Here is a 24,083-nt window from a genome sequence, read left to right on the forward strand (position 1 = left end):
TATTTTTCTTTTCAGGAAAGGAGGCTCAGCATGAAAATCGCACTTTGTACGGAATTAAGGAATGCAGAATGGTTTGAGAGCAGGCTGCGCTCCCTTTTTGCTGGGGACGGACAGCTTGTCATCGACGAGCTATGGAATGAGAAGCAGCTATCTCAGGCACTGCGGCGGAGCCGATATCATGCGGTTGTCATCGCCATGACCGGGGCAAGGGGATTGGAGGCTGCCATTCAGGCAAAGCAGCTGGCACCGGAAACACCGCTTGTCTGGTGGAGCGATGATGAAAACTTTGCCCTGATCGCATATCACCTGCGTATCCCTGCGTTCCTTTCGGCAGACTGCTCCGATCAGGAGCTATATGAGGCGATAAAACCCATCACAAAATGGAGGTGCGAACATGCGAATTGCGCTGTGCAGTTATAGTCAGAAGGAGAAAGAAACGGCGTTACTGATGAAGCTTGGCAAAGTAGACCGCTTTGACAATGGCGTATTCTGCGTCTATGCCATGCAGCGGGATGGGCCTTATGATGCTGTGGTTGTCATGGAGGACGGAGCCAGGGGAATGAATTTCTGCATGAGCATACGAGGGTACAGCAAGGATGTCCCGCTCCTGTGGATCAGCGACCAGGCAGAATTTGAACCCCAAAGCCGCAGGATGCAGGCGGACACCTTTTTGGTAAAGCCTGTGACAGAATATCAGCTGCGGGAGGCGGTATCCCAGCTGCTTCAGAAAACAACGAGAAGGAACGAACCGCGTGAGGAGGATGAATAAATGATATGGAAATGGAAACGGCCGGCCGCATTTTTACTGGCGGCGGCAATGATTTTTACGATGCCGGGAGTTCCGGCATCTGCGGTGGAAGCGGGTGTATCCGCCGTCCATACGGGGTTGTGCAAGCATCACCCGGAACATACAGAGGACTGCGGATATACGGAAGGAACCGAAGGGGCAGCCTGTGAACATGAACATACTGAGGATTGCTACACCCTTGTGGAGAAGTGTATCCATAAACATGACGAAAGCTGTTACCCTGTTTTGGAAGGCAGCGTATCAGAAAATACGGCGACCTCATCTGAAGTAGAGGAGGTCCAGCCGACCGAGTGTACCCATAAATGCAGTGAGGAAAGCGGCTGTATCACAAAAAAATTAAGCTGTCCTCATGAACGCGGCGAGCATGACGATAGCTGCGGCTACATCCCGGCCACAGAGGGGATGCCCTGCGGGTATACCTGCGAGCAGTGCAATTCCCAGGACAGCGGGCTTGTTCCCGGCGCGTCCGGAAATGCTCCGGTGGAGTGCATCTGCGAAACCCGTTGTGATAAAGAGGCGGTCAATCTCGACTGCCCAGTCTGCTCTGCGGAAGATGCAGACCTGACAGCCTGCAAAGGCACAGCGGAAGCCGCCTGCATCTGTGAGAAATTATGCGGCGCTGATGCTGTGAACCCTGACTGCACCGTCTGCTCTGCTAAGGGTGCAGACCTCTCCGCCTGCCTTGGAAAAGAGGAGGCGGTGCTGGCTGTGCAGGCACTTATTGACGCCCTGCCTGAAACAGTCACGGAGGACAATGCGACCGAAATTGAGGAGCAGCTGAAGGCTATTGATGCAGAAATAGAGGCCCTCACCGATGAGCAGGCCGCCAAGCTGGACATGACGCGCTATAACGCCGTTTGTGCGGCGCTGGCTGCGTTTGCGCTGCCGCAGGCCTATCATACCCACTGTATCTGCGGCGGTACTGCGGCGGTCAATGGCCATGAACATGACTCTGATAGCATAGCATGGACAACTGCCGATTCCCTGCCTGATTCTGCTGGTAACTATTATCTGACGCAGTCTGTGTCGGAGAGCTGGACTGTGCCAACGGGCGAGGTCAACCTCTGCCTGAACGGGCAGACGATTTCCGGCAGTATCACGGTCGGCAGCGGTGCTTCGCTGACGCTGACTGACTGCTCCGACAGCGGCAGGGTTCAAGGCGGAGTGCTCGTCAATGGCGGCAAATTTGAGCTGTACAGCGGCACGATCACCGGCGGCGTGCAGGTCGGTATAAAGGGCGGCACCTATCAGACCGGCTCGTCCTTTACCATGTATGGTGGAGCGATTACCGGTAATAAAGCAGGCAGCGGCTCCGGCGGCGGTGTGTTCCTTGTCGGCACGACGAATCATATCGCCCCGCCGAGCTTCACCATGCATGGCGGAACCATTTCCGATAACACTGCGGGTGCGTCTGACGGCGGTGGCGGCGGCGTCTACGTGGGTGAGAAGTGCAGCTTCACCATGGACGGCGGCACCATCACCGGCAACACAGCCACCAAGGGCAACGGCGGCGGCATCTATATCCACTTTAACGCCGGCCGTGTTTCGATCTCCAACGCCACGATCACCGGCAACAAGGCGTCCGCCACGGGGAATACAAGTTATGGCCACGGGGGCGGCATTTATTCGGAGAGAGGGGTAACCGTCAAGGATGTGACGATCACCGGAAACAACAGCACCTTCGAGGGCGGCGGCATCTATGGAAAGGGCGCTATTACCCTCACCGATGCTACCGTTACCGACAACAATCAATATGACGTTTACTACGGCGGAGTGGAAGGCACAACTTCTAATTCTAAGCTCACTGTTTCCGGCTTGGTGAAGGCCGGTTATTACGCCAATTATGATTGGAAGCTGCCCATTCTTGTATCAGGCGCATTGAGTGAGGATTCGGTCATCCGTGTGGGCGTGCGTGAAGGCATAAATCCTGGGGCCATCGCCGAACCGGCAAGCGGCGTGACGCTCAGCGCCGAGAACTTCAAGGCGGACGCCGCCGACAGCGTGACCAGCCTGGGCAATGACGGCAAGGTCTATCTTGTGCCCTGCACGCACGAGATGGACGATACAGGCTACACCTGCAAGAAGTGCAAAACGCAATTCGACGCGCGCGTGGGCGATAGCGCCTATTATCAGACGCTGACGGATGCGTTTAATGCAGCCAGAGGCAGCACCGTGACGCTGCTGCGGAATGTGACGCTCACAGGAAATTGCTCTTCTGAGAACTACTCAGCGACGCTGGATCTGAATGGCAAAACTGTCAGCACCGAGAATAAATACATTTGTGTCGGAGGCGGGAACAAGTCCAATACTCTGACGGTCAAGGATTCCGGAACAGGCGGCGGAACGCAGGCGCTCAATGTCAAGTTTTCGGTTAATTCCGACGGAACGCTGGCGGTTGACGACTCCTACACCGGCAAGATTTCGCGCGTGGAGCTGCAGGCCGGCGGCACATTGGAGCGCTTTGGCGGCAAAATCGGCGAGTTGGTTTTAAGCAATGCTGCGTATGGCTCCACAAGTACGGGCTACGGCCTGAAGCTGTGGAAGGGCAATACAAACGCCTGCACCATCGGCAAGATCACGGACAGCACGAAGAGCAAGAGCCTCACCGTTAACGACCTGCTGGGAACCAACCATGCAAAGTGTGAATTGTACGGCGAAAAGGACGGCGCTTGGAGCATCGTTCCCAAGACGGAGAAAATCTCCGAACTGACCGGCTATACAGCGTACAAGGTGCAGTTCACGGAGTGCGTCCATCAGTGCGCCGATGACAGCAACCCTGTGTGCTCTGTGTGCCACAAGGACCTGTATACGAAGATCACCGCCAAGGCCGCTGACGGCACGGCCAAGACTGCCTACTTCACGAAAGACAGTGCGCTGGAAAACGGCTATGTAGAGACCATCCAGACCCTGAACGGCTGGAGCAATGAGGGCTGCACCGAGCCGACGCTGACCCTGCTGCGGGATATGCCTTACGGCACCTCCATAACGCTGACCGGCATGCTGACGCTGGAGGGCGGAACGCACACCGCCAGCAATGTGACGGTCGCTGAAAACGCGAATGTGACCTTTGCCAGCGGCAGCTATAAAGGTGCGACCATCAACGGCACGGCGACGGTGGAGGCGGGCGTCACATTCACCACCGCCTCCGTCACGGTGAACGGTACGCTGAATGCCAAGGGCGGTACCTTCAATGGTCCTGTCAAATTCAACGGCAGCAGCATCGCGAACATCAGCGGCGGCAGCTTTAATAATGAAAAGAAATATGGCGGCGTTGAGTTTGACTACAATGTCACGGGGACGATCTCCGGCGGCACGTTTGTCTTCGCGGATTTTTACACCACCAAAGTCAAGCTTTCCGGCGGCACATTTACGATGATCAAAACCAACGGCGACCGCAAACTCGCCGACCTGCTGGCGGAGGGCGCGGCGTATTACGGAGCAAGTGATAATCAGGCTGTGACCAATGATAGCGTGAATACGCTGGAAAATGTCAAGGTCGTGTCGCATACGCACGACGGCGGCAAGGACGGCAAGGGCACTTGCAGCATCTGCGGCAAGCAGATGACGGCGTCGCTGACCGTCGGCGGCACAACGAGCTGGTACACGGCCTTTGCCACTGCCATCGAGGCGGCGAACGCGGCGGACGGTGCAAAGACCATCACGCTGTATCAGAATGTGAATGACTCTGTCTACGGGAAGCGGACCGCCTATGAACTGACCCGCGGGCCGGTGACGCTGGCGACCGGCGGGAAAACGGTCGATGGTGTGGACCTCATCGCCAAGGGCATTTCTCTGACGGTCACGGGCAGCAACGGAGGCTTCTATGTGACGGTGGACGGCAAAGACGCGGAATTGACCGTCAACGACAAGGATACGAGGCTCGCCATTGTCACGGCGCAGAACGGCGGAAAGCTTTCGCTGAGCAACGGCACCTTCAGCCGTGTGGCTGTAAAGGACGGCAGCAGCGCCAGCCTCAGCGGCGGCAGCTACGGCGAGATTACGAGCGATGCCGGCTATGTCAAGCCCTACGCGCTGCTGGCGAAGGGGTACGCTTACAAAAAAACAAAGGATAACCAATGGCTCCCCAACGCCAATTCAATCCCGTCAGAAGTCACCGTTGAAAAAGCGCCCTTCGCGGTCGAAAAGATTTATCCGAATAACGATACGAACTACACCGAAAACTCGGCGTTTACGACGGACGGCAATATCACGCTGACTGCGGTAATCGCGCCCGAAACGGAGGGCGTCACCTACTACTACTGGTGGGAGCGGTTTGACGAATCAAGCAAAGACTGGACCACGAAATTAAACGATGTTAATACTGCGACGCATACCGGCGGGCAGAGCAAGACGCTCACGATTTCCGGGCTGCCCGTAGACAAGAGCTATCAGTACCACATTTACGTCCAGTGCAGCAATGGCTACAATTGCTACAGCGAGCCGTTCACCGTGACCCGGCATCAGCATAGCTGGACGTACACGGCAAGCGACGCGACCATCACTGCCAAGTGCAGCCAGGACGACGCCAGCGGCGGCAGCGTGACCATTGCGGCCCCCGCCGAGCTGACCTACAACGGCAGCGGCAAACCCGCCACGGTGACTGCAAGCAGAGATTGGCAGGGTCCGGCGGTGGATAAGATTACCATCAGCTACACGAAGACGGGCGAGTATGGTCCAGAGAAATTGGAAAACGACGCGCTCCCCACGAATGCCGGCACCTACACCGCCAGCATCACCATGGGCAGCGCCACCGCCAGCGTGACCTATACCATTGGCAAAGCTACCCCCAAGGCGGAGGACTTCACCTTCACCGCCCCGACAAGCCTGACCTATGACGGCAATGTCAAGAGCGCGACAGTTTCTCCCGCAAAGGCCGGTACGGGCGAGGTCATCGTAAAATACTACGATAAAGACGGTCAGGAAGCCACGCTTAAGAACGCGGGCGAATACACCGTCAAGATCGATGTAACCGAGAGCACGAACTATGCTGCGGCCAACGGCCTGACGGCGGATAGCTGGAAGTTTAGCATCACCAAGGCGGCCGCGCCCACGATGCAGCCCATAGAGCTGACCGTTATCAACGGGCTGGCAAAGACTTACTTGGTCAATCTTCCCGCGTTGCCGACGCTGGGCGATAATTGTAAGTACGGCTCCATCAAATATGAGGCCTGCAACTTCAATCTGATTGGAGAGGGCGGCTACGCAAATTCGACGGCAATGATCACATCAAACGATGAGTTCCAGTTGACTGTCCCGGCTGTCGAATCTCAGACCGAAGGTTCCGTCGGAACCGTAGGCGTCAAGATCACCACGGACAACTATCAGGACATGCTCCTGACCGTTAAAGTCATCGCGAAGAACAAGATCGTTCCCGTGCTGGACGGCGAGATCACCGCAACGCCAATCACCTTTGGCCAGATCCTGCGCGTCAGCACCATTACTGGCACGATGAAAGACGACGGCAAGACGGTCGAAGGCACCTTCGAGTGGACGAATCCTAGTACCAAGCCCGACAAAGCCGGCGACTATCAGGCTGAGTGGATATTCACCCCGGCGGAGGGCTATGAGGAATACGCGACCGCGACCGGAACTGTGACCATCAAGGTGAACAAGGCTACCCCCACCTTCAACGCTCCCACGGCGCAGGAAAATCTGACCTATACCGGACAGGAGCAGGCGCTGATTACTGCGGGCAGTGTGACCAGCGGTGGCACCATGCAGTACAGCCTGACCGAGAACGGCACATACAGCCCGGACATCCCTACCGGCACCGATGCCGGAGCATATACCGTGTGGTATCGGGTGATTGGCGATGCAAACCACAAAGATACCGCACCCGCCAGCGTGGCGGTCCGCATTGGGCAGAAGCCGCTGACGATCACCGGGGTAACGGTTGCGTCCAAGCTTTATGATGGCACGACAAACGCGGACATTACCAGCGTAACCTTCGACAACGTGACCTTGAAGCGAGACACAGACTACAACGTGACCGCCAGCTTTGACTATGCCAGTGTGGACAGCGGCAAGAACGTCACTGCCACAGTGACCCTGATGGGGCAGGCCGCGAAGAATTACGCCCTGGAGCAGAGCAGCTTCCCTACGACTGGCAGCATCACCAAGGCCGCCGCGCCTGACTTCACCAAGGAAACCGCGCTGACCATTGTAAACGGCTACGAAAAGACCTACACTGTGACGCTTCCCGCCCTGCCCACGCTGGAAACGCCCAAAGAGTACGGTGCACCCACCTATGAGCTCGGCGGAATCACACTGGATGGCAGCTACTACACCGGCGGCGCGAAGGTGGAAAACGGCAAGCTGATCCTGCCGATTCAGAAAAATGACGTGAAAACCACCGGCCCTGTGGGCACAGTGACCGTAGTAATCAAGAGCACAAACTATGAGGACATCACGCTGACCGTCAATGTCAATGCGACCAACAAGCTTGTCCCCACTGTTACGGCACCTACGGCAAACGCCCTGACCTACAACGGTGCAGAACAGGCGCTGGTTACAGCAGGCAAGACCACTGGCGGCACGATGCTCTACCGGCTTGACAATTCTGAGTGGAGCGAGCAGCTCCCCACAGCGAAAAACGCCGGGGAATACACTGTTTGGTATAAGGTTCAGGGAAATGCAGAGTACGCAGATGTGGCAGAACAGAACGTGACTGTGACCGTAGCGAAAAAGTCAGTTACCGTTACGGCGCTTGATCAGAGCGCCTACACCGGCAGCACCGCGCCCGATCTGAGCAGCCCGGAAGCAGATAAGGACTACAAGGTGGAGGGGCTGGTTGGTGCAGATACCCTGAGCGGCACGGTAACACTGGACTACGCACAGACACTGGATATGAGCAAAACCGGAAAAACCGCGATCAACATTACTGGTACGCTGTCAAATGACAATTATGCGATCACCTATGTTTCTGGAACGTTGACTGTTTCCAAGCAATCTTCCAGCGACGGCGGTTCCTCCTCTGGTGGTTCGGGCAGCGGTGGAGGCTCATCCTCCGGCGGTTCTAACGGTTCCGGAAGCAATGATAACACCAACCAGCCGGAAGCCCCTGTCACCGGTGAAACCAAACCCATACAGCCGGATAAAAACGGCAATGCGGCAGTGGATAACAGCTCTGTCCAGTCCGCCATCGACAAGGCCAAACAGGATGCGAAAAAGAACGGCACCACAGAGAACGGGATTGGTGTTACGGTTCCCATCACCCCGGCGGCAGGCCAGACCTCTTTTAACGTGACCATCAAGGCGCAGACACTGGATCTGCTGGTTAAAGAAAACGTCCGGCAGTTTACCGTAGCAACAGACCATCTGGTTTCGGTTACTATCGGCCTGGATACTCTGAAGCAGCTGGATACCGCCTCCGCTGGCGGGGACATCATTCTCCGGGCAGATAAGGTGGATGCACTGCGTTCCACCGAGGCCAAAGCCACCATCGGCACAAGACCGACCTATGACCTGTCACTGGTCTACCTCTCCGGCGGCAAAGAAACACCGATTGCCAACTTAAATGGTCACACTATATCGGTGCGTTTGCCCTACACACCGGCAAAGGGTGAGCAGACAGGTAATCTCTATGCAGTCTATGTAGATGACGCTGGCAAGGTGGAATGGATCACCAAATCCAGCTACAATGCCAGCCTGAAAGCGGTGGTTTTTGAAACCGGTCATTTCAGCGTTTACGGCGTGGGCTACAAAACTTTTGTCCCGGCTTTTACCGACATTACCGGCCACTGGGCAGCAGATAACATCCTCTTTGCAGCCAGCCGGGGACTGCTCTCCGGCACCAGCGACACCACCTTTAGCCCGGACACCGGCATGACCAGAGGAATGTTTGTGACAACTCTGGGGCGGTTGGCGGGCATCAACCCGGACAGTTACCAGACCGGGAAATTCACCGATGTGAAAGCCGACGCTTACTATGCCCCCTATGTGAACTGGGCGGCACAGACCGGTATTGTGGAAGGCATTACCGCCACCACCTTTGCACCGGACACCAACATCAACCGGGAACAGATGGCGGTGATTATGAAAAATTATGCTGCAAAGCTGGGCTATGATCTGCCCCAGACCTTGAAGGCTGTGACCTTTGCGGACAACACACAGATCAGCAGCTGGGCGAAGGATGCGGTCAAGTCCATGCAGCAGGCGGGCATCCTGACCGGGAAGAATGAAAATAAGTTTGACCCCAAGGGAACCGCCACCCGCGCCGAGGTCGCCACGGTTCTGCGGCGGTTTGTGGAAATCGTCATTGACCCGCAGGCCGCAAACGGCTGGCAGCAGAATGACAGCGGCCAGTGGAACTATTACAGAAACGGGGAGTCAGTGAAGGGCTGGCTCTCCGAGGATCAGAAGTGGTACTGGCTGGACAAGGTCACCGGAATGATGTTTGCCGGAGGCTGGAAGCAGATCGATGGTAAGTGGTACTACTTCTATGCAGATGGGACGATGGCGGTGAATACCGCATCCGACAGATGAAAAATGAACCCGTAATGTAATGCAAAAATAATATCAATAAAGAGGGATGTGAACAATATGGGCAAGTTTCTGGTACTGTCGCTTACCGACCATGAAGAATATATACTCAGTAGAATTATGGAGATTATTGCGGTCGAGCCAGGATTTGACCATATTGTGACATCCCACCCTTGTAACACTCTTGTTTTTCCGGGCTTGGAGCTTCGGCTGAAGGAGAGAACAGTATACCGAAACAGTGAGTTGATTTCTATGACTCGTCGGGAATTTGCAACATTGGTATACTTGGCAAAACATCCATTCTGGGTATTTTCTGCCGGACAGATCTATGAAGAAGTATGGGGAGAGGATGGTGAAAATTGCGGAACGGCTGTTGCCTTCGTACCGAAAATCAATGCGAATCCGGTGTATAACGGAGGGTGAAGCCTGCTATATGTATGTAGCAATCCTTATGATAACATAAAAGGCACGGCATAAAGCAATCTGATGTAAAATCTATCAGAATAATTTATGCCGTGCCTCTTTTTAAGTTGATTGAAAAACGGCACACCGCATTCTCGTTACTTTAGTGATGAGTTAGGTGTGCCAATTATTTTAATAGATACAGAACAAATGTTTGCCTTGCAAAGAGATGCATGGTATAATATAAATGTAAATATAGTGTATTACCTACGAAAGAAAAATTACTTTCGTAGGTAGAAGAAATGCGTATTTTTTACAGTATCATTTTGCACAGTGTGCGAAATATCGAAAACAGAAAGCAGGGACCTTTATGCAGATTGTATCCAGCTATGGAGTAGAAATTAAAAAAAAGAATATACCGCTCCGCTCTACGCTGGATATTTTTCGGAAAGCAGTTTCCTATCTGATTCCGGTGTATGCAGAGATCTGGGAAGAACTTTCAGAAATCAAAAATCTACAAAAACGCTTTAATGAGGCGGAACATCTGGTACATGAGACAAAAAAGAATCATGCCAGATTTCCGTTTGACCGTCATTTTCCTAAGATGCCATCTTATCTGAGAAGAGCGGCGATTCAACACGCACTTGGAGCAGTGTCCTCCTATCAATCACGCCTTAGTTTGTGGGAAAAGGGAGAACTGAGGGGGAAACCGAAGCTGGTCTGTGAGAATCATGCGATGCCGGTATTCTATCGGGATGTCATGTATAAGGAAGCAGAACCGGGAGAAGATGTGGCACATTTAAAGCTGTTTGATGGGCGTGAGTGGAAGTGGTTTCAGGTAAAATTACTTCATACCGATATGGAATATCTTCGGAAAAAGTGGAGCGGGAAAAAGGCATCCGCACCAACTTTGGAAAGGAAACATCATAAATATTTCCTTCGATTTTCATACACAGAGGAAGTAACCTTATCGAAAACAGCTGTAAAACAGCAGGTGATATGCAGCGTTGATTTAGGAATCAATACGGATGCAGTTTGTAGTATCATGCGTGCAGATGGCACTATTCTGGGACGTAAATTTATAAATTTCCCCAGTGATAAAGACCATTTGTATCATGTGCTTGGCAGAATCCGCCGTTTTCAGAGAGAACATTCCTCCAGACAGGTTCAAAGCCGATGGGATTATGCAAAAAGGCTGAATATGGAACTGTCCCGTAAAATAGCTGCGGAAATCACGAAATATGCCGTAGAATATCAGGCAGGTGTAATTGTTTTTGAGTATCTGGAAATGCAAGGAAAAATATCCGGAAAAAAGAAGCAAAAACTTCATTTATGGAGAAAGAGGGATATTCAGAAGCTATGTGAACATCAGGCACATCGGAACAGGATTCGTGTGTCCAGAGTTAGTGCCCGGAACACCAGCAGGCTGGCCTGTGACGGAAGTGGAGCGGTAGTAAGAAATCCGGAGAACCATAGCCTATGTATCTTCCAGACAGGAAAGCAGTATAACTGCGACCTGTCAGCAGCCTATAATATTGGAGCGAGATATTTTATACGGGAACTTTTAAAACCCTTGCCGGAAACGGAAAGGTCTTCACTGGAGGCAAAAGTCCCTGTAGTGAAGCGTAGAACCTCCTGTGTTTATGCAGATTTAAGAAAGCTTTATGTAGAAGTAAACAACTTAAAAGCAGCATAAACGCAGGCAGATATACAGCGGACTACCTGTAATGTGGAAACCAGCCGTATCCGGTGTGGAAAAAGTGCGTATCCGCACGAATTCTAAGATACTGGCGTATCCGCCGATATTTAGTCTTGCCGTTTAAAACGGCCGAGAAGCACGTGACTTTAGCCATGTGAGGTTCACTAATCCACCGTATTGTCCACTGCCCCTTGGTATCCTTCGCCTTAAACAGGCAGTGGTTCCGCTGTATTATTCGATATTTCGCAACGTCCATTCTGAAGATAATTACGCAGTGTTTCTTTATGTTTTTTTGCGTATATCACAGCTTTTTCCAGCTTGCTTCTTTTTACAGGATTGAGTTGTTCCAACCATGCATAAAAGCTTTCCTATACCGGCACTTCTGTTTCCAGACATCTGTCTTTTCGCTCTTCCGGAGTAAGGTCACGGAACTGCTTTTCCAAAAAGAAAAGCTTGTTGCAGTATGCCAGACCAACTTCAGCCGGAATCATGCGGGGATCTCTTCTTTCTTAGGAAGAAGCGGCTCTTTGATTTCTTCCTCGGAATTTCCGTTACTGGGCACGTATGCGTGAACAGTAACAGTACTCAATTTTGGGGATTGCCTATAAGCAGGAGAAAACGGTATAATTGAGGAAGGCAGTTGGGTATAAGGGGGTACAGGTGGTGGAGATGAAAAATATTGTGAAGACGGAAAGAGGGGCGGTTGTCTGGGATATGGGATGATGCGGATGATCGATGCGGTGCATCGCCGTTTACATAAATAGATAGAGGAAATACGATGGAACTGAATTTAAGCGAACCGGGACAGAGCCGGTATCTGAGAGTATATGAATATTACAAAGAATTGATCGTGTCCGGTCAGATGAAGCCGGGAGCGAAGCTGCCGTCGATCCGCAAATGTTCCCTACAGCTGCAGCTTTCGCGGACGACGGTGGAGACGGCGTATATGCTGCTGGCGGCGGATGGCTATATCATTTCGCGTCCGCAGAGCGGGTTTTATGTAACGGATGCGGTGCTGGCGGCTGCAAACCGGGAGGAAATAGAGCACGGTGTGCCGCATCAGGAGGAACGCCCGGAAATCCGGTATGATTTTGCGTCTTCAAATGTGGATCGGGAGAGCTTCCAGTTTGATTTATGGCGGCGCTATGTCAAGAGCGCCCTGCGCCAGGATGAACGGCTGCTTTCTTATGGCGAACCACAGGGAGAGCGGGAATTCCGGGAGGCACTCTGCGCGTATCTGGGGCGCCACCGCAATGTGATCTGTACGCCGGACAGTATCGTAGTAGGGGCGGGTGTGCAGAGTCTCTTGCATATTTTGTGCCCGATGCTGCGGGAGCGGGACAGCGCATGGTTTTTTAATCCGTCGTTCCGGCAGGGACGCCAGATTTTTGAGGATTATGGGTTTCGGACCGGAGATATAAGAGAATATTGGGAAAATAATGATAGGAGGATTGAGTCCTCAAAAAAGGATTTGTGCGGAATAGAAAAGCCAGATGTATGTGCAACAGAGATGAAAACAGGGTTATCCGAACAGATGTCAGAGGCGATGAGACATACAGGGAAAAGTGTTTGCTATCTGACCCCATCGCAGATGACAGTCTGGGGCGAGGTCATGCCGGTGGGCGACCGGATGAAGCTTTTAAAGGATGCGGCGCGCGAGGATATGCTGATTATTGAGGACGATTACAACAGTGAGTTCCGCTATTATAACCGCCCGACACCGTCCCTGCAGGGGCTTTCCGGAGGGCGGGGCGTCGTGTATCTGGGGACATTTTCAAGGCTGCTTCTGCCATCGATCCGCATGAGCTACATGGTCCTGCCGCCGGATCTGCTGAAACGGTATCAGGAGCGGGGGCGTTTTTATAACCAGACGGCGTCCAAGGCAGAGCAGATTGCCCTATGCCAGTTTATCCGGGACGGACATCTGGAAAGCCAGATCCGAAAGTCCAAGAAATTGTACGCGGCAAAGGCAAAGTGTTTGTGTGATGCGGTGCGGCGCATTTTTGGAGAAAAAGCGCGAACGCATCTGGGCGATGCCGGTTTTCTGGTTCTCATGGAGCTTGACAGCCCGCTTACATCGGCGGAAATTGCCGGGCGTGCGGCACAGGCAGGCGTCGCCGTCCGCCCGGTGGAGTCGGTCGGGAGTCTTTTGGAAAAACAGGAGCATCATTTTCAAGAGGGATATCCGAAGCTCCTGTTGTCCTGTGCCTCGATGGGGGCAGAGCGGTATGAGGAGGCGCTGGAGGTGCTGAAAGAGGTAGTGTATAAGAAAGAAAAATAGAAGATAGATATAGAAGTTAAAATGTCCGCATAAACCACAGCCAGTACCCGGAACCATCCGGGCAGTTGTGGGTATGCGGACATTTTATGCGACATTCTTACCCGTTTTTCTCCTCATGCGGCAGCCGGTTCCGGAGCAGCCGCTTTTTTAATTCACTCCAGTGAAATGGAATTAGCGGGTAAATATAACTTTTTCCGGCGATTGTCCGGTTAAAGACAAGGCAGCCGACGGCAATGAGTGTTCCTGCGATGAAGCCCCAGAGATTGAGGAAAAAGGTCAGAATCAGGAGCAGGACGCGCATGAATTTGAGTGCGTAGCCGAGTTCGAAGCTCGTCATCGAGTAGTTGGCGATCGTGACGAACGCCATATAGAGCATCGTTTCGCTGTTGAACCAGCCGGATTTGACCGAGTATTCTCCAAGCACGATACCGGCGATGACACTGAGCGGTGTCGTCAGCATGCTGGGGGTGTTGACTGCCGCGAGCCGCAGACCATCGATGGCAAATTCCAGGATCAGGAGCTGATAGATCAGCGCCACATGGATCTCGTCGGTGACACGGATAAAAGCGAGCCATTCCGGGATCCAGCCGGGATTCTGCATAAAAAGCAGCCACAGCGGTGTCAGAAATAAGGTCAGGAAAAAGATGACCGTCCGCGACAGGCGCAGATAGGTGCCGGTCAGCGGTGGAAAATAGTAGTCGTCGGCTTCCTCGATGATATCGAAAACAGAGGATGGCAGAATCATTGCGGATGGCGAATTGTCCACCAGAATGATGATATTTCCTTCCAGAATCGAGGCAGCGGAGGTATCCGGACGCTCTGAAAAACGAAATTTTGGGAACGGATTGAACCATTTGTGCGGATAAATACATTCGGCAAGGCTTTCCTGGTTCATCGAGAGGGCATCGACATGCACTTTTTGAATCCGGGTGCGGATGCGGTTTAAAAGTTCGGTGTCCACCCGGTTTTCCATGTAGCAGATGGCGATATCGGTGTGCGAGCTTTCCCCAATATTCATGATTTCCATCCGCAGCTTCGGATCGCGGATGCGCCGCCGGATCAGAGCCGTATTGAACACAAGCGTTTCGACAAAACCATCGCGCGAACCGCGCAATACCTTATCCTTTTCAGGTTCGCTGACTCCGCGGGCGGGATAGGTGCGGCAGTCTATCGTGAGTGCCTGTGCATATCCGTCGATCAGAAGAAAAGGAACACCGGAGAGAAGCTGGATAATCAGCGCGTCCGAATCCGTTTCCAGCCCGATTTCGCCGTAGGCGAGGTAGAGGGCGGCAAAATCGTTTGCATTGTCAGGCATCTGGGCGGTTTCAATGCTGCTCATCGCCTGCAGCACTTTTAAAAGCGTATCGTCCTTGGTAAAACCATCAATACAGTAGAGGCAGGCATCGCGCCCGCCGATCATCAGGTTCCGATCTACGACATCAAAACTGATGTCCGGTCGGAGCTTTTTTTGAAAAAAAGTCCGGTTATTTTCAATGGATGAAGAAATCTGCATCGTGTAAATCTCCTATCAGAGAAGCCAATATCAGTGACCGCGAAGGGACTGGAATGGGACAAAATGTTTACAGATGGAGTATGTGCGAAAAGGATAAAAATATACGAAATGAAGCAAACAGAAAAAAATTCTCAAAATATGTTTTTTTAAAATTCATGGCAAGCGAGGCAATATCAGGGAAAAAGGCGGAAAAATCGCTGCAAAATGAGACTTAACATGTGCTGAATGGAAAAAGAAATTTGCATGTTAGTTTTAGTAACTAAAAAACTAATGCTTTATTGAGAATAAAATTCAATTAAAAATAGATAAAAATTCTCATTTTTAAACAGATTTAAATAATTGACAGATTTTATTGGATTAGTCTATACTAACCTCCTCGGCCACCTGAGTTAGGGATGCCTAATCCGGTGCGGAGAGTAAGATATTACAAAAGATTATATGGAGGAATATGTATGAAAGGTAAGGGAAGATCCCGGCAGGCAATTCTGGCAGCGGTGACCGTGTTAGCGGCGGCGCAGGCAGGTACTGCTTATGCTTCAACCGGACCGGCATCGGAGTCCGGAGTACAGACCGGCGCCTGGATTCAGGAAGGACAGGACTGGAAATATCAGGGAACGGACGGAACGCTCAAGACTGGATGGGTCAAGACCGAGAATGGCTGGTATTATCTTGATCCGCAGACCGGACGGATGATGACTGGATGGATCACCGTCGATGGACGCCGGTACTATATGAACACAACTGCCGATGGCGTGGAAGGACAGATGCGCCGCGGCTGGTGGAAGGACAATGCAGGAAAATGGTATTTCTTCAGCACTGCATCCGATGGAACGGAAGGCATGACCGTGACCGGATGGCAGTGGATTGATGGAAAATGCTATTATTTTGATAACTTGAGTGCAGAAAACTATGGTCAGATGCACACCGAAGGTCGGACGCCGGACGGCTACAGCGTCAATGCGGATGGACAGTGGGTCAATGAAAATGGAGAGGTCCAGACCCGTGCGGATAGAGGTTACGCGAGCAGTCCGGCAGCAGCCGGCAACGGAAGCAGCGTATCAGGAGGCGGTTCAGGGAATTCCGGCAGTTCCGGCGGCAGCCATTCGGGGGGCTCTGGAAGCAACAGTAATTCTGGAAATAACAGTAATTCCGGAAATAACGGTAATTCCGGGAATGACGGAAACCAGAATGGCGGAAATGCCGGAGATAACGGAAACACTGAAAATCCAGACAAGCCGCAGATGGTTTCGCTGGTAGATGAGACGAAGACAAAGCTTACCGAAGTAAATTCCCTGGGCTGGTGGCTTCCGATCGCATTTGATGAGGGATACAATGCAGGCAATACGGTCGTTAAGGTCGATGGAAAAGATGTAACCAATCTTTTAACTCCGATCACAGATGACGGACGTATGGCAAAACTGGCGCTTCTTGGCACACCGGGCAAAGTAACCGTCAGCAGCAAAGAAGATGCAGCAAAGGAAGAGACGGTGGTTCTGAGCAATGAGAGCCAGGAAGATGCTGTATATGAGGAAAACGACGGCTATCTGCCTGAGAAGATTCTGACGCATGAGCCGGTTGCTTACTGGGACTATTATCTGACCAATTACGATGAAAACGGAAATGCCCGCATTTCTCCGAAAAAGACTACGTATAACTTGAATGAAGAGAAACAGACTCATCCGAGCTATTCGCCGGATGCGGTTCTTCCAAAAAATGGAAAAGCAGCCGTTACCATTCTGTTTAACTATAATACAGATGAGGAAAAAGAGTGGTTTGACGGCATCCGCAAACTGGAACTGGTTGAATACAATGAGCAGAAGAACACAATTAATTCGAGTCTCGTATTTGACAGTGAAAAGAATGTGGCGCACGGACAGGGACGCGTTGGACAGCTGACTATCCAGACAGGACAGAGCAATTTCTACAATAATGGACGTTATTATGTGCGGGTTGTATCGTCGGCAGGCGGTTCCGCGCTCGTCCCGATTCATGTCGTCAATGAGACAGTACCGACGCTGGAGCTTAAGGAAACACCGCAGTCCGGCAAGAATCTCCATTTTGCAGTCAGCGATCTGGTATATGCAATTGAGACACCGATCGAGCGTGTGACCCTGGAAGATCCGAACGGAACAGTAAGCGACCTTAAGATGATCGATGACTGGTATCTCTACAGCCAGGATTTATTTGTTCTGTACAATGATAATACAGACCATCTGCCATACAAGGGCAATTACAAGATCACTGTATATGCAAATGGTTTCCGGTCATTCTCCAAGAGCTTCAAGGTGACAACGGGCGCAGAGCCGGTAAAAGAGAAGGAACAGACCAATGGTCAGAAAATGGCGGCATATGGATTCGACGGTATCAGCACCGCATCGACTGGTTCCAGCGGAAGCGGAAGCTCCAGCGGCAGCAGCTCAGGAAGCTCTGCAATCTCTGCAAACCTGATTTTTGATTCAGATCTGCTTGTAAATGCACATCTCCTTGAACAGACCAAGATGGAAAATGATGCGTCCAAGGCAGTGATGGAATGGTGGTACAATGCGATTCCGGATGCAGTTTATGATACTGGAGATGATGATTTCTTCAGCTGGAAAGACTACGTAAATAAGAGCGAGAATCAGAAATACAAAGAGGACAGAATTCTTCCGTTTGCAGATTACCGTGAAAATGGAGCACTGGATCCGAACCATCCGGCAACGGCAAAAGAGGTTCTCGAAGATGGTCTGCTCGGCGATATCCAGTACAATGGAAACTTCTCCCGTCAGGATGCACCGGCGATTACAGTTGTACAGAACAAAGAGGGCGAGCCGGTAGTCCTGCGGACAGAGGATACAGAGTATATCGAGGCGGTTCAGAGTATCGTTGTCAACGGAAACTGGCAGGCACTCAGCAAGGACAAATATTCCATTGATAAAGAAGCTGGCACCATTACCATAGAGGCGGATGTATTCAAGGCTGGTGAGGAGTACAAGCTGACTGTTGATGCAACGGGATATAAGAGCCAGAGTATTGCATTTACATACGATAAGGTGCTGGAAAACGATTTATCGCTGACCGTTGATTATGCGGATGATAAAGAGGCGTTTGCAGCTGAGAAAAAAGAAGATTCTAATAAGACTTACTATTTTGCAGATGCTGAATTTACCGTTAATGGCAGCAAGGGAGATTTCCTGAAGAACCTGAAATCTGTTACCCTGCTTTCTGACGAGGAAGATGCGGTTGAGAGAAATATCTACACGAAAGGCGTGTCCAGCAGCAACGATGTTTACTATGAAGTATCCGGGGATGGCAAGAAGCTGATTCTCCATCAGGTTCAGCCGGGAAGCTATAAGCTGACTCTTCGTTCGAATTATTACACGGAGGCGCTGAGATGTGAATTTGTGGTTGAGAAGGAAGAGGAAGAAATTAAGGAAGAGATGGCAGCTCCAGAAGTAGTGGAGTTCAGCAAACATAAAGCCAGCTGGTCATTTGATCCAGATTTTGGCCGTGCTTCTTTTAAGGCTTCAAAGGGAACGAGTGTAAAAGATTACTTGGCTAAGATTACGTCTGTGAAGGTTGGAACAACAGAGTATACGAAAGCTTCTTACAGCCTTAGTTCGTATAAGCCTACATGGAAGATGTCAGATGCAGATGATCCAGATAACAATGTACAGAATTTTGATTGCATCGATTTCACCTTAGACGGTTTCAGCACCGAAGAAAGCACCGATGTAACGATTCAGGCAGAAGGATATGAAGAGCTTACCTTTACAGTTACAAAGGATATGAAGTTAGCGGGTGACGAAGAGAAACTGCTTCCAGCACCGGAACTGACAGGCAGCACTACGGTTGATGAGGGAGATCCGCTGGTTCTGACTGGTGATGAAGAGTATCTGAAAGCAATTAAGTCTGTAAAAGTAACTGGCAATAATGAGGAGGATGTTGCGCTTGGATTTGCAGTAAATGGTACAACATTGACAATTCAGACAAGCGCACTGGATAGTGGTCTGAATGAGGTTGTGATCGAAGCAAAAGGTTACAAGAATCAGTCGATCACGGTTACAGTTGAGAGCCAGAAAGCAGATACAGAAATTGAGGTTTCCAGTGTTGTAAAAGAGCGTAGTTGGACAGGAGATTATTATTTACTGATTCGCTTCAATGGAGTTGAGGGAGAAAAGTTAAAAACTTTCTTAAAGGAGATTGATTTGGTTGAGGTGAATAGAAAAGAGTATAGCAAGGCATCCGTTTCCTCGCTCCTTAGAAGTGGTGAGTTTGCACCGCATGCAACGGATACATCTTATAGCAATGATAATTATGATTGTTTAAAGGTTTCAGCGTCCGGATTGAGTGAAGAAGAGAATAATGAAATTCTTATCTACACTAAGAATAACGGAACGATTGAGTGCAAACTTGATAAAAACTGGAAATTAATCAAGGAATCCAAAACGCTTCTTGCCGACGAAGTCCTCCCAAGCGAGATCGTCACCACCCCAACCGAGGGAGTAACCACACCGGAGCAAACACCGGAAGAGCCGAAGACGAATGACGAAAACAAGGCAGATGTACCGGATGGCGATAAGAAGAACGAGACAGACGATGCGAACAAGGCACCGGAAGTAGACGAGGACAAGAAGGAGGATTCGGACGAGTCCAAGGATACTTCGGATGAGAAGAAAGACGAAACTTCAGATAAAGGCGATGCTGACAAGGATGATTCGAAAGATGAATCCGGCGAAACTGGTGACGATTCCAAGAAGAATGAAACGGACGAATCTAAGGACAATGATTCCAAGAAGGATGAGACCGGTGACGTAAAAGATGATACTTCTGATAAGGAAGAATCCGACGGAGGTAAAGGCGATGCTTCTGAGAAAGAAGAGTCTGTTTCTGAAGAAGAGTAGTTGTATTTAAAGGAGTAAAAATTGAAACAGAAGTGGTGGATTTTATTAACCCTGCTGCTGTGTGGCTGCGGTGCTTCATCGCAGCCGGATCAAACGGGGGCGGTCCAGAATGACCGTCCTCGTTTATCTGCGTCTATGGAAGAGACGGCAGAAAATGTGGCAGCAGTAGAAAAAAACGAAAATTTAGAGAAAAATCCCTCAAATTCGAACCAGAATCCGGGAGAAGGGCAGAATTGGACAGTGTTTGCGATGGATACTGTGATGCAGTTTGACGCCTACGGCGGAAGTGCAAATTTGCAGGAAAAAGTGAAACGGCGGGTGGAAGAGCTGGAAGGGGAGCTTTCGACAACGCAGGAAAACAGCGATATTTTTCATCTGAACCAGGAGAAAACAGCGGAACTTTCAGCGGATACGCGTTATCTGATGCAGGAGGCGCTGGCGCTGGGAGCGGAAACAGATGGTGCACTTGATATATCAATTTACCCGATTGTGCGGAGTTGGGGATTTACAACGGGAAATTACCGGGTCCCCAGTGAGAACGAGCGGGAAAGCCTGCTTAAATCGGTCGATTATCGTCTGGTTGGTTTAGGAGCAGATACGGCGTCGATCGAGCCGGGAATGATGGTGGATCTAGGCGGCGTCGGAAAGGGATTTACCGGGGATGAGGTGGTAAAGGCTATGAAGGAGGACGGCGTGACAAGCGCGTTGTTCAGTCTTGGAGGTAATATCCAGACGATCGGAACGAAACCGGATGGCGAGAAATGGTATGTCGGTATCAAGGATCCGGAGAGCGACGGTTATCTGGGCGGAGTCGGGGTGCAGGATGAGGCGGTCATTACCTCCGGCGGCTATGAACGCTATTTTACGGACAATGACGGAACGATTTACTGGCATATCATGGATCCGTCCACCGGGACGCCGGCGCATAGCGGGCTGATTTCTGTGACAATCATCGGACCGTGCGGGCTGCGCTGCGATGGGCTTTCGACCGCCCTGTTTGTCATGGGACGGGAAAAGGCAGCGGCACATTGGGCGGCGCATCAGGACTATGAGGCAGTCCTAGTTGACGAGGGCGGCACGATCTGGCTGACGCCGGGCTTAAAAGACCGGTTTATTCCGGTGGATCAGGGGGAGACGCGGGAGATTCGGATATTGTGATTCTGGAACAGATCTAGTATAATGAGCAGAGAAAAGTGCATGCGAGTCAGATTTACAATTTATAACGAAGAGGTCGAAAATACCGTGAATGATAGATTGAAAAAGAAGCTTCTTTGCTTTGAGCGCGCTCTCTCCACATTGGAAGGATACGAGGGCTGGATGATAGGCACAACTACACTTCATCTGGACTGGCAGCCCAAACAGGGGGAGAATGAGTTTTGCCATACCAAATTAACTCCAGAAATCATCAAAAAAGGCCGCTCGGCAATCCGGGTCCGCATAGCGGCAGCGGAGGAGGAAAAGGAACGGGAAAATGAGGAGATGGAAGTGCTGCTGGTAAAACCGCGCCAGAGCGTCCTTGTCCCGGAAAAAGAGAAAATGCCGCTCATGAAAGCAATTACGGAACTGGGCAGTGAGGATGATGATACGCTGGTATTTAGCCGCAGCCAGATGGAAGAATATCTCCGGGAGGCGGCAGATACCAATCCGATCCATCAGGGAGAAGCGGCAGTTCTGCCGGGGTTTCTTGTTATGAATGCCTGTCTGCTTCGTCTGTGGAAGAAGGGCTGGATGAAGGGACAGACCGCTCTGGAAGTACGTTTTCTTGCCCCACTTCGTCCTGATGAGGAGGTATATCTGTCGGATTCGGGGCAGGAGGGAAGAAACGCGGTGTATCTGAGAGCGAAGCAAGAGGGAAAGGAAATTCTTTCGATTACAGAAAAATAGGGATGCCGATGATAAAGTGGGTGCAGAGGAGCTATGGATGTATATGTAAACCATTTATAAAAACAAGGTTGACAATTCACTGAAATTCCGATATACTCTTTTCTAGCAAAGATTCTCTGTGTGTGATTCATAGGAAAATGCATTACACGGCTTAGAATTTTATCACTGAGGAGGTATATATAATGAGTTCAGAGACAAGTGCAGTGAACGTACACGGCGCATGGAGCGCGAAGCGGCTTACACTTTTGGCGATGATGCTGGCTCTTATCAGTGTGTCTTCGTATATTGCGATTCCGCTTCCGTTTTCGGATGCAAAGATCACAGCGCAGACGATGATTGTCAACCTGATCGGTCTGCTGATTGCACCACAGGATACCATTTTAGTTATGGCGAGCTGGCTGCTGTTAGGCTTATGCGGCGTGCCGGTATTCAGCGGCGGAAGCGCAGGACCGGGAAAACTGCTTGGACCGAGCGGCGGTTACTATATCGGATTTCTGGTTGTAGCGTTCCTGATTTCCCTGTTTTGCCGGAAATGGAAAAATGTTGCATTCCAGACAGCGTTCCTGATTGTAGTTGGTATTCCGGTGATTTACGCATTCGGTGCAGGCTGGATGAAACACGTGACCGGACAGCCGTGGGGTGCAGTTATCGTGCAGTCGATAATTCCGTTTATTCCGCTGGACATCGTTAAGTGTGTGGCAGCGGTAGCACTTGGAAAGGCGCTGAAGCGGACGGGCTTATTTGGAAATTAGATAGAAAATAAAGATGGGATGTGGTAGTGAACAGAATCAGCCTTTTAGTGCAGAAATGCAGCCAGGAGGCATGAGGAGTCCGTTGCCGCATCCCTTTAATTTTAATTAGGAATAGAAGAAAAACAGGAGAAAAGTATGAATCACGTATATATTCTGGGCGGTTTGCGCAGTTACATCGGGGTGAAAGATGGAATGTACCGTCATATCCCGGCGGAAAAGCTGGGGGCGGAGGTGCTGCGGGAGGTGGTTTCGCGATTTGAGCTTCCAACCGATGCGATCGACTATATAATAGGAGGAAATGCGGTCGGGGGAGGCGGCAATATCACGCGTCTGGCGGCACTTTCGGCAGGGTTTCCAGAGCGGATTCCGGCAGTTACTTTGGATCTGCAGTGCGGGTCGGCGCTGGAGGCGATCAGCGCGGCAGCAGCCAAGATTGAGAGCGGGATGGCGGATCTGGTCATTGCCGGGGGAATGGAGAGTTCTTCGGTACAGCCGTACCGCATGATGTCCCCGAACCATCCGGAATATGACGGTGGAAAGGTGTATACGGTTGCACAGTTTGTGCCGGGAAAGCGCGGCGAGCAGGTTATGTTAGAGGGCGCGGAGGAGACTGCGATCCGGGAAAATGTCTCTAAGGAAGAGATGGACACCTGGGTGCTCCGGAGCCATAAGAGGGCGGCGCAGGCGCGCAAAGAGGGAATATTGGAGGATATAACGGTTTCCATCGACGGCAGCAGCCGGGATGAGGGAATCCGTCCGACAATGAGCCAGCGTCTGATCGACCGCCTGCCGTATCTGCTTCCAAATGGCACGAAAATCACGGCGGCAAATGCGTGCCTGATGCACGATGGCGCGGCATTTGTGGTACTTTGTTCGGAAAGGTTTTTGCGGGAACAGGGACGGAAAGCAGAATGCCGTTTCCGGTTTGGTACAGCGATCGGGGATGATCCGATGATGAGCCCAAAATCAGCCGTCAGCGCTGCTAAGGCGATACTTGCAAAAACGGGGCATTCTTATCAGGAGATCGATGCTTTTGAGGTCAATGAAGCGTTTGCCGTTATTGATGTTCTATTTGAACGTGCATTTCCGGGGATTGAAGACCGTTATAATATCTGGGGCGGGGCACTTGCCTTTGGGCATCCATATGGTGTCTCCGGCGCAATGATTCTGCTGCATCTGATGAAAGCACTGGAATATAAAAATGGGCATTTGGGAATGTGCTGCGTGGCAGCCGCCGGAGGGATCGGAAGCAGTATTCTGGTGGAGAAAGTAATGAAGTAGATGAAGACAGTGTTTGAATGATATAAAAAGTAAATGTGGTAAATTTAAAAGCTCAGATTGGTAAAAAGTTCTATATAAAAATAAGTAAAAGACAGGAAT

13 protein-coding genes are annotated in these 24,083 nt (G+C 51.1%); 11 read left to right on the forward strand and 2 right to left on the reverse strand.

Translation table 11 applies throughout. The annotated features are described in order from the left end of the window. The first annotated feature begins 30 nt into the window (after positions 1 to 30). The 5 genes from DWZ45_RS01860 to DWZ45_RS01880 all read left to right on the forward strand — a co-directional run bounded on the left by DWZ45_RS01860 (position 31) and on the right by DWZ45_RS01880 (position 11,387). Positions 31 to 420: a response regulator transcription factor gene (locus DWZ45_RS01860; protein ID WP_118467304.1), complete on the forward strand. Its 390-nt coding sequence runs from the start codon at positions 31 to 33 to the stop codon at positions 418 to 420. Continuing rightward, positions 395 to 769: a hypothetical protein gene (locus DWZ45_RS01865; protein ID WP_118467306.1), complete on the forward strand. Its 375-nt coding sequence runs from the start codon at positions 395 to 397 to the stop codon at positions 767 to 769. Before DWZ45_RS01860 ends, DWZ45_RS01865 begins: the two co-directional genes overlap by 26 nt. After that, positions 770 to 9,292, forward strand: coding sequence for an S-layer homology domain-containing protein (locus DWZ45_RS01870; protein ID WP_118467308.1), 8,523 nt, complete (start codon positions 770 to 772; stop codon positions 9,290 to 9,292). It abuts the gene before it with no gap. 57 nt (positions 9,293 to 9,349) lie between these two features. Continuing rightward, the gene (locus tag DWZ45_RS01875; RefSeq protein ID WP_118467310.1) at positions 9,350 to 9,712 is read left to right on the forward strand and encodes a winged helix-turn-helix domain-containing protein; all 363 of its coding nucleotides are present in this window, start codon (positions 9,350 to 9,352) and stop codon (positions 9,710 to 9,712) included. Between the two features lie 349 nt (positions 9,713 to 10,061). Then, positions 10,062 to 11,387, forward strand: a complete 1,326-nt coding sequence (locus DWZ45_RS01880) for an IS200/IS605 family element transposase accessory protein TnpB (RefSeq protein ID WP_118467312.1) — start codon at positions 10,062 to 10,064, stop codon at positions 11,385 to 11,387. 371 nt (positions 11,388 to 11,758) lie between these two features. Here DWZ45_RS01880 and DWZ45_RS14735 read toward each other — a convergent pair whose 3' ends face one another. Beyond that, complete coding sequence (locus DWZ45_RS14735; RefSeq protein ID WP_265104095.1) at positions 11,759 to 11,881, reverse strand: hypothetical protein; 123 nt, start codon at positions 11,879 to 11,881, stop codon at positions 11,759 to 11,761. A gap of 287 nt (positions 11,882 to 12,168) precedes the next feature. Here DWZ45_RS14735 and DWZ45_RS01890 point away from each other — a divergent pair, with 287 nt between their 5' ends. Beyond that, positions 12,169 to 13,671, forward strand: coding sequence for a PLP-dependent aminotransferase family protein (locus tag DWZ45_RS01890; protein ID WP_118467316.1), 1,503 nt, complete (start codon positions 12,169 to 12,171; stop codon positions 13,669 to 13,671). A gap of 97 nt (positions 13,672 to 13,768) precedes the next feature. Here the strand turns inward: DWZ45_RS01890 and DWZ45_RS01895 are convergent, their stop codons facing one another. After that, positions 13,769 to 15,184 (reverse strand): spore germination protein, encoded by a 1,416-nt coding sequence (locus DWZ45_RS01895; protein WP_022360194.1) that lies wholly within the window; start codon positions 15,182 to 15,184, stop codon positions 13,769 to 13,771. Positions 15,185 to 15,636: 452 nt separating this feature from the next. Between DWZ45_RS01895 and DWZ45_RS01905 the strand changes: the two genes are divergently transcribed. The 5 genes from DWZ45_RS01905 (at position 15,637) to DWZ45_RS01925 (ending at position 23,984) form a co-directional block, all read left to right on the forward strand. Further along, on the forward strand, positions 15,637 to 20,067 hold the full coding sequence (locus tag DWZ45_RS01905; protein ID WP_147353091.1) for a hemoblobin-interacting domain-containing protein: 4,431 nt from the start codon (positions 15,637 to 15,639) through the stop codon (positions 20,065 to 20,067). A gap of 21 nt (positions 20,068 to 20,088) precedes the next feature. Further along, a complete protein-coding gene (locus DWZ45_RS01910; protein ID WP_227589401.1) occupies positions 20,089 to 21,225 on the forward strand; it encodes an FAD:protein FMN transferase in 1,137 nt (378 codons plus the stop codon). Positions 21,226 to 21,309: 84 nt separating this feature from the next. Next, on the forward strand, positions 21,310 to 21,951 hold the full coding sequence (locus DWZ45_RS01915; protein ID WP_147353092.1) for a hypothetical protein: 642 nt from the start codon (positions 21,310 to 21,312) through the stop codon (positions 21,949 to 21,951). 182 nt (positions 21,952 to 22,133) lie between these two features. Continuing rightward, positions 22,134 to 22,703: a biotin transporter BioY gene (locus tag DWZ45_RS01920; RefSeq protein ID WP_022360190.1), complete on the forward strand. Its 570-nt coding sequence runs from the start codon at positions 22,134 to 22,136 to the stop codon at positions 22,701 to 22,703. Positions 22,704 to 22,838: 135 nt separating this feature from the next. Beyond that, entirely contained in the window at positions 22,839 to 23,984 is a 1,146-nt protein-coding gene (locus tag DWZ45_RS01925; protein WP_118467324.1) for an acetyl-CoA C-acyltransferase, read from the forward strand. Positions 23,985 to 24,083: the final 99 nt, after the last annotated feature.

The sequence above is a fragment of the Clostridium sp. AF32-7AC genome (assembly GCF_003477925.1).
Classification (GTDB): Bacteria; Bacillota; Clostridia; order Lachnospirales; family Lachnospiraceae; genus Otoolea; species Otoolea fessa.